Raw genomic sequence first — 13459 nt, forward strand, 5'->3', positions numbered from 1 at the left:
ATGTACGGTCGAATCCTGAAGGATCCCTGCTCGGCGCGTTCCCCTTAGGTATAAATTACACGCGTGTCATTACCGCCCCGTCAAGCCCTTATGGAGTATCGAGACACCCCGTGAGACGCTATTCGAACATGCGTTCACATGCACACGCGCCCGTAACCCCATATATAGGTCACGGCCCAGTCATAAGGCACAACCTGTGGGATTCGCCTGAGCAAACCTGGAGAATTTAGAAAGTGGGCACCCACAATGGGATTATGGAGAGATGAGAGTGGAATCACCGGTGGCCCGGCATGAATGACCGTCTGCTCACCGTCTACGCGCCTCCCGTCGAGGAAGAGATCGCGTCGGGCTCCGACCTCTCCGCGATCCTCATCAACGCCCTCCGGCGCAACCGCATCGACCTCAAGGACGGCGATATCCTCGTCGTCGCCTCGAAAGTCGTCTCCAAGGCCGAGGGACGCCTGCGCACGGTCTCAGATCGCGCCGAGTTCGAGGAACTCGTCGCGGAGACCGGCACCCACTTGGTCGCTGAACGCTCCTATCGCTCCGGCACCACCGTCCAGATCGTGCGCACCCCGGCAGGCACCGTCCAGGCCGCAGCGGGCCTCGACCAGTCGAACTCCGGCGGTGCCGTCATCCTCCACCCACTCGACAGCGACCGGTCCGCCGACGGCCTGCGCCGACGGGTCGAACAGGCCTTCGAGGTGCGCATCGGTCTGGTCATCTCGGATACGAGCTCACGGCCGTGGCGGGTCGGGGTCGGCGATATCGCCATCGGCCTGTCCGGGTTCTCCGGCCTCGACGACCAGCGCGGTCGCCCCGACGACGACGGGCGCGTCCAGACGGTGACCGTGCGCGCGATCGCCGATGAGATCGCAGCGGCAGCCGACTTGGTCAAGGGCTCCTCCCGCGGACTGCCCATGGCGTTGGTCCGCGGAGCCGGCGGATACCTCGACAACGGCGACGAAGGCGCCCGTGCGCTCTCCCGCGACCTCGGCGAGGACTGGTTCCGACACGGCCATGTCGAAGCCATTCAGCGCGGTCTGGGAGTCACCGACCTGCCCGGCAGCGCCCCTGCCGGCGACGACAGCGACGACATCCTCGAAAGGGTGTCTCGAGCGATCCGCGTCGTCCGCGCCGGGCAGTCGCGGACTCCCGGCCATGCGGCGTGGCGGATGCGGATCGAGGGGTCGGGATCGCGGATCACGCTCAGCCCCTCTGACTCGCCGGCGACCGCCCAATCGGGCGGCCCGCCCCTGCTCGAGGCGATGGTCGGGCTCGGATCTCTCGTCGAACGCCTCCATACAGCCCTCTTCGCCGAGGATCTCAGCGCCTCCACGCGCTATCACTGGGTCGATGGTGAGCTCGGGGCCTTCCCCCGCGGGGTGACGATCGACATCGGCCTCATCGTTCACTGACCCTCCCGACAGGCTGCATTCGGAACACAATCATGGAAGCGGATATGGATCTCTCAGTCATCGCGCGCACCGGCGGGCCCGTCCTCATCTGGCGCGGACCCGATTTCGATCGCCTCGACCTCACCGGCCCGGTCGTCTCGAACTGGGTGAATAAGGGAGTCGGCCTCTTCGGCGACTACGACCTCGGACCGGAGTTCACTCTCTTCGCTCCTCTGCCAGAGGGCCTGCACTGGCGCGAACTCGTCTCTGTCCTCAGTGTCCTGCTGGCCGGGGGCCGCGTCGTCATCGCGAACGAGGCACCGGACGAGGACTTCATGGCCCTCGTTCCCTTCGGCCACGAGGATGATGACCAGGTGTCCGACGCCGTCGAGGTCTTCGTCTTCAATCCCCCGGCCCTGGCGCTGAGCACTCCGGTCGATGCCGACTTCGTCGACGTCAATTCCGCCATCCGCGCCTACCCCGATGTCGCTGCGCGCCGCCTCGACGCTTCGGGAATCCTCGAAGTGGACGGTCAGGTCATCGACTGGACGAAGTCCGAGTCGACCGACGCAGCCCGTCCGCAGGGACTGCTCGCCTCGAACTCGACCCCGCTGCCGGGCGAGTGGCCGCGCTTTCTGCAGCACCTCCTCGGCGGTGGTGAGGTCCTGCTCACCAACAGAGTCGACGATGCTCGCATCACGGACCTGGCCGCCGGGCTGGGAGTGGTCCATGGCACACTGGGCACATGGACAAAGTAGTTGATACCCCCGCAGCAGCGGTGGCCGACATTGCAGATGGATCATCGATCGCCGTGGGCGGCTTCGGTGTCGTGGGCGTGCCCGAATTCCTCATTCGGGCTCTCCAGGACCAGGGAGCCAAAGACCTCGAGGTGATCTCGAACAACGCCGGCGTCGACGGCCGCGGACTGGGCATTCTGCTCGCCGACGGACGACTCCGCCGCATCATCGCCTCCTACGTCGGCGAGAACAAGGAATTCGCCCGTCAGTACCTCTCCGGTGAACTGGAGGTCGAACTCACTCCGCAGGGCACCCTGGCGGAGAAGCTGCGCGCAGGCGGCGCCGGCATCCCCGGCTTCTTCACCATCACGGGCGCCGGGACGCAGGTCGCCGAGGGCGGCATGCCCTGGAAGTACGACTCTGACGGCAACGTCGTCAAGGAATCTCCGGCCAAGGAGACGAAGGTCTTCGACACCTTCGGAGAAGAGAAGGAATACGTCCTCGAGAAGTCACTGGCTCCCGACTACGCACTTGTCCGCGCCGCCATCGGTGACCGGCACGGCAACCTCGTCTTCCACTCCTCGGCACGGAACTTCAATCCCCCGGCCGCACAGTCGGCTCGCATCACCATCGCCGAGGTCGAAAAGCTCGTCGAACCCGGCGAGATCGACCCGGACATGGTCCACGTGCCTGGCGTCTTCGTCCACCGCGTGGTGCCGCTGACGCCCGAACAGGTGGCGGACAAGCCCATCGAGAAGCGCACCGTACGAGAAGCCTGAGGAGACACAGAAATGTCATTGACACGCAATCAGATGGCGGCCCGTGCCGCCCAGGAACTCGAAGACGGCAGCTACGTCAACCTCGGCATCGGCATGCCGACCCTGGTACCGAACTTCCTACCCGAGGGTGTCCACCTCGTGCTCCAGTCGGAGAACGGCCTGCTCGGCGTCGGCCCGTACCCGACCGAGGATGAGATCGACCCCGACCTCATCAACGCGGGCAAGGAGATCGTCACGATGAACCCGGGCGCCGCGTACTTCGATTCGGCGGCGAGCTTCGGGATGATCCGCGGCGGCAAGATCAACGCCGCGATCCTCGGCGCCATGCAGGTGGCCACGAACGGCGACATCGCGAACTGGATGATCCCGGGCAAGATGGTCAAGGGCATGGGCGGCGCAATGGACCTCGTGCACGGTGCCCAGCGCGTCATCGTCATCATGGACCATGTCGCCAAGGACGGTTCGCACAAGCTGTTGAAGTCGTGCGAACTGCCGCTGACCGGAAAGGGCGTCGTCGAGCGCATCATCACCGATATCGCCGTGCTCGACGTCAGCGGTGACGCGTTCACCCTCGTCGAACTCGCCCCGGGCGTGGCCGTCGACGAAGTCAAAGAGAAGACCGGCGCCGAGGTGCTCGTCCCCGCCGACGTCCCCACCATCGAGGTCGCCGCCTGATTCCGAGGTGATCGGCCGAGGCACTGCGTGAGAAGTGGTCACGTTCGGATGCTCTCTGAGAACTCAGAAGCATCCGGCCGTGACCACTGTTCTGTGTTCTGCCGTCAGCGCGCCGGTATTCGCGGGCGCCGAACACCGGATTCGTCCGTCAGTGGCGTCGGACATTGCTTGACACCGTTGGAAACACAGATTGTTGGGTCGACCCACGGTGGTTTCGTTGAAGAAATCGCCGTGGATCGACCCAACAAGCTTGTTTGAGGGAGCCTGCGCTCCGGTTCGCAGGGGTGAGACAGCAGACAGATTCAGCGGCCGGTAGCTCCGGAATTCAGTCCGGTGGTCGCCACGAACACATCGCCGTGGCCATCGGCCGTCACCGTCGGTTCGTTGGCCGCGATGAAGGCACTCTGCCCACGTTCGAGGGTGAGCGTCGAGCCGAGCGAGCTGAGTGTGACAATTCCCGCGGTGCACAGCACGATCGCCGCACCGCGCCGTTCCACCGTCGTCGTGCGCGGGCACCGCAGTGCCTGCAGAGCGAAGTCATCGGTGGGTCCCAGCAGCATTCCCGAGTGATCGGGTTCGACCATCCGAGGTGCACCGGCGCGGAACTCCGTGATCTTCGACAGCTGTTCGATGTCGACGTGCTTCGAGGTCAGCCCGCCGCGCACGACGTTGTCGCTCGAGGCCATGATCTCGATGCCGGTTCCGAAGAGGTAGGCATGCAGCACTCCGGCGTCCATGGTCAGCGCTTCTCCCGGCTGCAGGTGAACTCGGTTGAGCATGAGTCCGACCAGCGCGCCAGGGTCATGGGGATAGTCGGTGACGAGTTCGCAGAATGTCTGCGCTGGGTCGACCGCACTGCCTGACCGGCTGATGTGTCCGACCGGCAGTTCGTCGATCCCGTGGGCGGCGACCTCGTCGACGAGCCCGGGCGTCCGCGGATCGCTGAGGATGATTTCGACGACGCGAGACAGCGCCTTGGATTCGCTGAAGGACTTCAGCGCTGCGATGATCGCTCCGAGCACGTCCAGGGACTGCGGAGTCAGCGGCTGGGAGAGCATCCGTTCGAACGTGGCTCGCACGGCCTTGCGCGGGCGGAATCCCGTGAGCGCGTGGAAGTCGGTGAGTGCGTAGATGAGCTCCGGTTTCGCCGAGGCGTCCTTGAAGTTCCGGTCGGGAGCGTCCAGCGCCGGTCCGGCCGCTTCCTCGGCGGCGAACCCGGCCCGGGCCTGTTCGCGGTTCGGGTGCACCTGGATCGACAGAGCCTTGCTCGCCGAGAGCACCTTGAGCAGGAACGGCAGTCGCGCTCCGAAAGAGTCGAGGGAGTCATGGCCGAGCAGACCTTCAGGGTCCCCCGCCAGGTACTCGATGAGGTTGGGTCCGAGCCGAGGCTCGGTCTCGGTCGCCACGCCGCCCGTCGTCTGCTGCCCGCCGAGGCGGTTCTGCCGTTCCAGCGGAGTTTGGGACGGCGTGTGCCCGACGTCGAGTCGAGAGGGGCTGACCGGGTGGGCTCCGAGCCAGAGTTCCGCGCAGGGGGTGCCGTCCGGGACTGTGCCGAGGATCGCGGGAATCGCGTCGGTGCTGCCCCATTCGAACTTCTTGACCGTGTTGTGCAGACGATGCACTGCGGGCCCCCTTTTGACAGGATCGAGTCGGATTCACATCCGGTGTTCTCCGGTTGTGCTCAGTCCAGCCTAGCCCGGCTGTCGTGGCCGGGGTTGGCACTTCACTGACTGTTCAGCCGAAGTCACAATCTATTCACCGCTTGTCACCTGCGCAGATACATATGGCCCGGTCTCTGCCGCCTCCGGAATCGTCCGGGAAACCAGACAGTGCCCCGAGGGAGATCCACACAATGGGATCGCCCTCGGGGCACTGGCCGGCAGGCGCTGTACGCCCTGTCCTCGATACCTGGTGTCAGCCGACTACGCGGATGACCTTGGCTCCACGGTTCAGCATCCAGCTGTAGCTGCGCTTCGTCGTGTTCGTCCGCGTCGAGCCGGCATCGTACATCTGGCCCTTGGTCTCGGAGATGATTCCGATATGACCGGGGATCCAGATCAGGTCGCCGGCCTTGGCGTCCTTGAGCGAGATCTCCTTGCCGGCGTAACGCTGCTGACTGGTCGTGCGCGGCAGCTTGATGCCGTTCTTGCCATAGACGTACTGGGTGTAACCCGAGCAGTCCCAGCCGGACTTCGGCGAGGTGCCGCCCCAGACGTACTTGACGCCGAGGTTGGCCTTCGCATCCTTGATGATGGACGCACGCTGGGCCGCGATCTTCTCGGCCTTGGACGGCTTGTCCTTCTTCTTGTCGTCGTCCTTCTTCTTATCGTCCTTGGACTTGTCGTCCTTCTTGGAGTCATCCTTCTTGGAATCGTCCTTGGACTTGTCGTCCTTCTTCGAATCGTCCTTGGACTTATCGTCCTTCTTGGAGTCATCCTTGGACTTGTCGTCCTTCGAGTCCTTGTCGTCTGCAGAACCTTCCCCGGAGTCTGCAGGCGACTTGTCATCGGTGGAATCGTCTCCCGGCGGCGGTGTACCGCCCGGAGCATTGTCGTCGCTGACTCCGCCGGCGATCGAACCCTTGGGAGAGAACTCGGTGGTTCCGTAGCCTTCGGCCCAGACCAGACGTGCGCCTTCGAAGAGCTGCTCACCGCGGCCCTTCTTGTAGACCACGTCCGACTTGGGGTAACCGAGGTGACCCTTGACGGTCCCCTTGTCACCCCAGTACTTCATGATGGTGCCGGAGGTGTAGTGAGCGCCGGTGTTCTTCGACCAGTAGAACGAGCCCTTCTCAAAGCGCTGTGCGACGCCCCCGCCCTTGAGGCCGCCCTTCTCCGCAGAGGTGGGCAGCCCCAAGTCGGTGACTGCATCGCCCTTGTACGCCGAAGCGATCGCTCCGGACAGGTGGTAGGCACCGGTCTTCTTGGACCAGTAGACAGTGCCCTTCTCGAACTTCTGTGCCTTGGCACCAGAAACGCCCTTGACGTCGTATTCCTTGCCGAGAGCCTTGCCGAGCTTGTTCTTCTCGGCGTACTTCTCGATCGAGGTCTTTGCCTTCGGCTTCTCGGTCTTCTTGTCGTCGTCCTTGGACTTGTCGTCGTCCTTGCTGTCGCTGGGCTGTTCGCCGGTCTTCAGGATCGAATTGACCGTCGAGCGCATCTCACCCAGCTTGGCGTAGAAGGCGTCACCGGGGCAGTCGGTCTGTCCCAGATCGCGGTGGCCGACGAGGTTCGACTTCGTCGCCTTGGAGATTCCGTTGATCGAGAACTTCCAGGCGATCGCCGAAGCGACGGCATCGCGTGTCTTCTTCGGCGGGGCCGCGCTGTTGTAGGTACCCAGCACGGAGATGCCGAAGGTTCCGGTGTTGTGTCCGGCGACGTGGGCGCCGATGACGGCCTTCTCGACGTCACCGCCGCGGGCGTGCCAGAGGCGGCCGTACTTGTCTGCCACGACGTTGTATCCGATGTCGTTCCAGCCGCGGCCCTGCTGGTGGTAGGCCTGGATACCGCGGATGATTCCGGGAACGTCGGCGGCCGAGTAGCTGTTCGAGCCGGAGGTGTGATGGACCACGGCCTGCTTGATGCCGCTGGCGTAGTCGGGGCTGCCGCGGTAGGCCTTGGCACCCCACGAGCTGCGCGAGCCGATCTTCGGCTTCGACACCTTCTTCGCCACGGTGTCCACCGACGACGATCCGGGTACGTAGTTCTGGTTGGTCACCGTCGCACCGGCGGCCGCGTCGACATTCTCTGCGGATGCCGCCTCGGCGTCGGTCGAGTCCTCGGTCGACTGCTCCGGCGCGGATTCAGCACCGGCGGAGTCGCCGCTGACCTGATCGTCGAGCTCGACGGGATCGTTCTCGGCGACGGCCTGAGCGTCGCCGGCGTCCCGCTTCGGATCGACGAGGACGAGTTCGGCCTCGCTCGGTGCGGAGTCACCGAGGATGCGCATCTGCACAGCGGAAGCGTTCGACACCGTCATCGGTTCCGAACCCTTGTTCTGGGCTTCTTCCTGCTGCTCTTCGTCGAGGGTGTCCCAATTGCCCCATTCAGAACCCTGCTTGGTGCGGACCTGGATGCGGATATTGGACTTCGACTCGGAGAAGGTGAAGCCGACAAGGCTCGGGTTGTTCGCGGGAACGTCGAGGACATCGGAGATGAGCGCGATGTTCACTCCGTCTTCGGTCTTCTGACGGACCGAACCGGAGATGTCGTCTTCGCCCTCGGTCTTCGACTCGTCGGACGAATCCTTCGCGTCCTCGTCCTCGGACTTCGGGGTCTCGGTCTCTGCGCCCTCGGCAGGAGTCTGCTCGGTCTCAGACGGAGCCGATCCCTCGGACGGCGCGGCCTCGTCGGCTCCGGAGGTCAGTCCGGCGGAGACGTTGTTGACCGAAGCCGCAGATGCCGACGCCGAAGCGTTGACGATATCGGGCACCTTGGCCGAGGCCAGGGCAGTCTGCGACTTGAAGATATTCGGCAGATTGCTCGTGGCGCTCTGGTTGGCGGCAGTGGCGGTGGAATCACTGGAATCGCGGGCACCGGGGACGTTGAGTCCCTCTTTGCTGACGTTCAGCGCCTCTTTGGACACATCAGGCGACGTCGTGGCTGCGGAAGCCGACGGTGCCGTGACCGCTAAGGTGCCGACCAGCGCAATAGAAGCGCAGCCCGCAACAGTGGGCAATAGATATTTCATCGTTACAGCCTTTTCGAGGAAGACAGGGAAGTTCAGGCCTCGAGGTCCCCTTCACCGTTGGCAGAACGGTGGGCAACCCCAACATCTCAAAATTGTTACACATTTTCGGCGTGTCAGACTAGCCACAGAGCAGAATATTCTAATTACACGAGTGTGGTTCCCAGTACTGGCAAGGGACACACCGAGCAAAAGATTTTCCCGGAATCGTCATGGGATCGACCGATTCGGTCATTGGCCTCATCACGACCGACCCCACAGCGGCGCCTCACGGCACGTAGCAGATCGCCTTTGCGTCGGCTTCTTCGCCGTTGTCAGCAGAGGTGTCACCGGCACCCTGTGCAAGCAGCTGCGGCCCTGAACCGGGGTTCGGATCGAGTCCCGCATCGACTCCGGCAGCGGCTGACAGGTCGCTTCCGGGAACCGAGAACGCGCCTTTGTCCTCTTCGGAGGACTTCGACGACTCCTCGATCTTATCGGCTACCAGCTGATGTGCCACATCGAAGTCGGGCTGTGATGGAGTGATGCGCGGCGGGGTGAGGTCGACGGACTCGATCTTCTGCGACTTCACCTTGAGCGCGAGGTCGACGAACGAGTCCACCTGAGACGAGGGGATGTCCGTCGACACGGCCCCCGGAGTGGCTTTCGCGATCGACTGGTAGCGGGTGAGCACGGTGGCCGGGTCGAGCTGTTTGACCATCGCTGTCTGCACGCAGCGCTGGCGGACCATCCGCTCGTAGTCGCTGGAGAACTCTCGGGAGCGGGCGAACCACAGCGCGTGGAAGCCGTCGAGCTTCTGTTTGCCCGGTTCGATCCATCCCTTGACCGGCCCGTGCTCGCCCGTGTTCGGATCGACCTTCGACGAGATCGGCACTCGCTTGCCGGAGACGAGAGTGATTCCGCCGAGGGAGTCGATGAGGTTCTCGAATCCCTTGAGGTTGATCATCGCATAGTACTGGACCTCGAGTCCGGTGGCACCCGAGACCGCATCCATCGTCGCCTGCTCGCCGGCCGTGTTCGGGTCCTCGAACTCGTCCTTGTGCTGCTCGCCCTGCTGGAAGACGGCGTTGAGCAGACATTCGTCGCCGCAGTTGTATCCCTGCGGGTAGTGCTTGTGCAGCGGAGAGTCATCGGGGAACGGCACGTTCTCCATATTTCGAGGCAGGCCGATGATGACGGATTTGCCGGTTTTCGCATCGATCGAGACCAGCGACAGCGAGTCCGGACGGATTCCCGTCCGCCCTTTTCCGGCGTCCGAACCCAGCAGCAGGATGTTGTATCGGCCGTCGACGGGTTTGAGTGCTTTGCCGGAGGCGAACAGGTCGCTCATCAGTCCGCGCTGCGAGTTGAGGATCGTCGTCCCCCAGGCCAAGGGGCCCACGACGATGAGCAGGAGGGCACACAAGGCCGCCACGAAGCGTTTGCGGGCCCTTCGGGAGATCGTGACGATCCGGATGCGGCGCAGGGTGTCGAACAGGCACACCGCCCAGTTGATCGCGATGATGGGCACCCAGATGGTCAGAAAGGTGAGGATGAAGGGGTTCGTGCCGATGGTGAAGAGGAACGTCCGGCTGATGAGGACGATCACACCAGCGATCAGGGCCAGGATCCAGCTGATGGCGGTGATCGACAGAGAGATCTTCGCCCAGCGGCGGTGACCGAAGAGCAGCTGCACTCCCCCGGGCACGAGAGCCGTGACGAGCAGCAGAAGCCACGCCCGCACATCACGCGTCGGCTGCGAAGCATACGACGGGTGGCGGATCGGGTCCACATATCTCGTTTCGGCCACTGACTTCCCTTCGCTTCGGGCTCTGCTCACGGACTGCTTCCGACATCGACGTCCGCGGGTGGCCACACACAGGTCGCATCGCCCCAGCGGATGTCCACAGCAGACAACTGTGCCAAAGAGACTTCAGAGTCCACTGTGTTCACCTATTGTGTCGCGTGAGAACCATCGATTCCGGCACATCCGCGCCGCGCATGTCGGATTCGTCGCGTGTGCGATTCTTCACAGACAGAAGAACGGACGCTGCAGACTCCCGTCTGGGGAATCCGCAGCGCCCGTTCGAAGCGGACCGACCGACACCGAGCGGCCTTGACCATGTGCGGCCGGCAGCTCAGACCTCGGACCCGGTTCAGGCGAGGAGTTTGCGTCCCATCACCATGCGCTGGATCTGATTGGTGCCTTCGTAGATCTGCGTGATCTTCGCATCGCGCATCATCCGCTCGACCGGGTGGTCCACGACGTAGCCGGCACCGCCGAGCAGCTGCACGGCGTCAGTGGTGATCTCCATTGCGGCATCGGAGGCGAAGGCCTTCGCCGCGGCGCCGAAGTACGTGAGGTCCTCATCACCGCGTTCGCTCTTGGCGGCAGCCGTGTAGGTCAGCTGGCGTGCGGCCTCGAGCTTCATGCCCATATCGGCGAGCATGAACTGGATCGCCTGATTATCGGCGATCGACTTGCCGAACTGCTGCCGATCCTTGACGTAGGCCAGGGCGTAGTCGAGCGCGCCCTGGGCGACGCCGACGGCCTGCGCTGCGATCGTGACTCGGGTGTGGTCGAGGGTGCGCAGGGCGATCTTCAGCCCTTCCCCGGGCTCACCGACGATGCGGTCGCCGGGCAGGCGGACATTGTCGAAGAGGAGCTCGCGGGTGGGCGAGCCCTTGATGCCGAGCTTGCGCTCCTTCTCACCGAAGGTGAAGCCCTCATCGGACTTCTCGACGACGAAGGCGGAGATGTTGCGTCCACGGGCTCCGTCGGGGTCGGTCACGGCCATGACCGTGTAGTACTCGGATTCTCCGGCGTTGGTGATCCAGGTCTTGACACCATTGAGGATCCAGTCGTCGCCGTCGCGTTCGGCGCGGGTCTTCATCGATGCGGTGTCGGATCCGGCTTCGCGCTCGGACAGCCCGTAGGAGAATCCGGCTTCTCCGGCGGCCACGGACGGGAAGTACTTCTTCTTGATCTCTTCGCTGCCGCCGAGCTGGACGGGCATGCTGCCGAGTTTGTTCACAGCCGGAATGAGCGAGGACGAGACACAGCCGCGTGCGACCTCTTCGATGATGATCGCCACTGCCAGCGCATCAGCGCCCATGCCCCCGTACTCTTCGGGGATGTGCGCGGCGAAGAAGTCCGTCTCGACGAGGGCGTCGTGCGCCTCCTGCGGGTAGCGGGAGTCCGCGTCGACCTCGGCCGCGAACGGCGCGATCTTCTTCTCGACGACGTTGCGGACCGCGGCGCGGATCTCTTCGTGCTCTTCGCTGGGCTGGTACAGGTCGAACATCATTCTCCTCAGACTTATCAAACGTTCAGCAAGCCCTATTATTCCTGCAGTGTCCGGCCTTTGTCGAGAGCGACCTGCCGCAGCTGGCTCCGATAGTCGTCGAGACGCGTGCGCACAGCCTCGGCTTCGGCGCCCTGACCGGCCCCGAGGATGCGCGCCGCCAGCAGGCCGGCGTTCTTGGCGCCGCCGATCGAAACGGTGGCCACGGGAACCCCTCCGGGCATCTGCACGATGGACAGCAGCGAGTCCATTCCGTCGAGGTACTTCAGGGGCACGGGGACTCCGATGACCGGAAGCGAGGTCATCGACGCGATCATTCCGGGCAGATGGGCCGCTCCCCCGGCTCCGGCGATGATCACCCGGACGCCTCGAGCGGCCGCGGACTTCGCCCAGTCGACCATGTCCTCTGGCATGCGGTGGGCAGAGACCACCTCGGCGCTCGATTCGATGCCGAGTTCGTCGAGGGCGTCGGCGGCGGCTTTCATCGTCGGCCAGTCCGAGTCCGAACCCATGACGATGCCGACCGGAGCCGCCGTGTCAGTGGAGCCTTCATTCGCTGTGGTCATCTGTGCTTCCTTCGTTGCAGGCGGTTGACACCCGCGGATGGGTGTCGGGTGGGTCCGGGGTGCAGTCGGGCCGGGACTCAGCGTGCGCCGGGTTCGTCCTCGGCCCGGAGGTTCTCCGGAGTGGGCATCTGCGGATGCGGATCGACGTCGACGCCGGCGATGAAATCGGCGGCATGCCGCGCACGGGCGAGCACAAGCTGCCGATCGTCGCCGTAGGCATTCACGTGGCCGACCTTCCGGCCCGGGCGCACTCCCTTGCCGTAGAGGTGGACCTTGACCGCCGGATCATGAGCCATGACGTGCAGGTACGGCTGATAGAGGTCCTCGTGATCGGCGCCGAGGATGTTGACCATCACGGACACGTCCTCCCGTGCCGCGGGGCTGCCGAGCGGAAGGTCGAGGACCGCACGGAGGTGCTGCTCGAATTGGCTCGTCACCGCTCCGTCCTGGGTCCAGTGCCCGGTATTGTGCGGACGCATCGCGAATTCGTTGATGAGGAAGCCCTCGGCCGTCTCGAACATCTCCATCGCCATGACGCCGGTGACTTCGAGGGTGCCGGCGACGGTGAGGATCGCTTCGGTGATGGCCCGCGCCTTCTCATCAGCCAGATCGGGAGCCGGGGCGATGGCCTCCTTGCACACGCCGTTCTGCTGCCAGGTCTCGACGACCGGCCACACCGCGGTCTGCCCCATCGGGGACCGACCGACCATGACGGCGAGCTCCCGGGTGAAGTCGACCTTCTCCTCGGCGAGCAGCTGGGGCACCTCGTTCAGCCACTCGACGGCCTCGTCGAGGCTGTCGATGACGCGCACTCCCTTGCCGTCATAGCCTCCGCGGGGCGTCTTGAGGATGAAGGGGTATCCGACGCGAGCGGCGAACTCTTCGACATCGGCTGCCGAGGTGATCTCCGCCCATGCGGGGTTGGGCAGACCGAGTTCGTCCATCCTTCTGCGCATCCGGATCTTGTCCTGGGCGAAGATGAGGGCATCGGGTCCGGGGCGCACAGCGTGTCCGGCCTCGACGAGGGCCTGCAGGTGCTCCGGTGGGACGTGTTCGTGGTCGAAGGTGATGACGTCGACGGTCTCGGCGAAGGCCTTGAGCGTCGGATAGTCCGTATAGTCACCGACGGTCACCTCGTTGATGACCTGTGTGGCGGGGGCGTCGGCGGTCTCCGCAAGAACGGAGAAGCGGACGCCGAGAGCTTCTGCGGCGGGGGCGAGCATGCGTGCCAGTTGACCGCCGCCAATGACACCGATTCGAGGAAAAGTCACGTTCTCCATCCTATCTTCCGCGCCAGTCGCGGATCGACTGCGGTCATATCGTGGATCGGCCGAG

Annotated in this window: 10 protein-coding genes; 4 read left to right on the forward strand and 6 right to left on the reverse strand. The window is 64.3% G+C overall.

The genetic code is table 11. The annotated features are described in order from the left end of the window. Positions 1 to 290: 290 nt before the first annotated feature. The 4 genes from ACSBQT_RS00100 to ACSBQT_RS00115 are packed head-to-tail and all read left to right on the forward strand — an operon-like array spanning position 291 to position 3588. Entirely contained in the window at positions 291 to 1418 is a 1128-nt protein-coding gene (locus ACSBQT_RS00100) for a coenzyme F420-0:L-glutamate ligase (protein WP_139470278.1), read from the forward strand. Positions 1419 to 1462: 44 nt separating this feature from the next. Beyond that, entirely contained in the window at positions 1463 to 2155 is a 693-nt protein-coding gene (locus ACSBQT_RS00105; protein ID WP_410710337.1) for a hypothetical protein, read from the forward strand. Continuing rightward, positions 2143 to 2913, forward strand: a complete 771-nt coding sequence (locus tag ACSBQT_RS00110; protein WP_410710338.1) for a CoA transferase subunit A — start codon at positions 2143 to 2145, stop codon at positions 2911 to 2913. Before ACSBQT_RS00105 ends, ACSBQT_RS00110 begins: the two co-directional genes overlap by 13 nt. 12 nt (positions 2914 to 2925) lie before the next feature. Continuing rightward, positions 2926 to 3588, forward strand: coding sequence for a 3-oxoacid CoA-transferase subunit B (locus tag ACSBQT_RS00115; RefSeq protein WP_410710339.1), 663 nt, complete (start codon positions 2926 to 2928; stop codon positions 3586 to 3588). Positions 3589 to 3890: 302 nt separating this feature from the next. Here ACSBQT_RS00115 and manA read toward each other — a convergent pair whose 3' ends face one another. From manA to ACSBQT_RS00145, 6 genes are all read right to left on the reverse strand, one after another. Then, a complete protein-coding gene (gene manA / locus ACSBQT_RS00120) occupies positions 3891 to 5210 on the reverse strand; it encodes a mannose-6-phosphate isomerase, class I (protein ID WP_410710340.1) in 1320 nt (439 codons plus the stop codon). A gap of 292 nt (positions 5211 to 5502) precedes the next feature. Continuing rightward, positions 5503 to 8277: an NlpC/P60 family protein gene (locus ACSBQT_RS00125; RefSeq protein ID WP_410710341.1), complete on the reverse strand. Its 2775-nt coding sequence runs from the start codon at positions 8275 to 8277 to the stop codon at positions 5503 to 5505. 265 nt (positions 8278 to 8542) lie between these two features. Continuing rightward, positions 8543 to 10063: an LCP family protein gene (locus ACSBQT_RS00130; protein WP_435000553.1), complete on the reverse strand. Its 1521-nt coding sequence runs from the start codon at positions 10061 to 10063 to the stop codon at positions 8543 to 8545. 346 nt (positions 10064 to 10409) lie between these two features. Continuing rightward, entirely contained in the window at positions 10410 to 11558 is a 1149-nt protein-coding gene (locus ACSBQT_RS00135; RefSeq protein WP_139470308.1) for an acyl-CoA dehydrogenase family protein, read from the reverse strand. Positions 11559 to 11596: 38 nt separating this feature from the next. Then, a complete protein-coding gene (gene purE, locus ACSBQT_RS00140) occupies positions 11597 to 12124 on the reverse strand; it encodes a 5-(carboxyamino)imidazole ribonucleotide mutase (RefSeq protein ID WP_410710343.1) in 528 nt (175 codons plus the stop codon). A gap of 77 nt (positions 12125 to 12201) precedes the next feature. Beyond that, a complete protein-coding gene (locus ACSBQT_RS00145) occupies positions 12202 to 13404 on the reverse strand; it encodes a 5-(carboxyamino)imidazole ribonucleotide synthase (RefSeq protein ID WP_435000554.1) in 1203 nt (400 codons plus the stop codon). Between the last annotated feature and the right edge of the window lie 55 nt (positions 13405 to 13459).

Source organism: Brevibacterium sp. H602 (assembly GCF_051172395.1).
Lineage (GTDB): Bacteria > Actinomycetota > Actinomycetes > Actinomycetales > Brevibacteriaceae > Brevibacterium.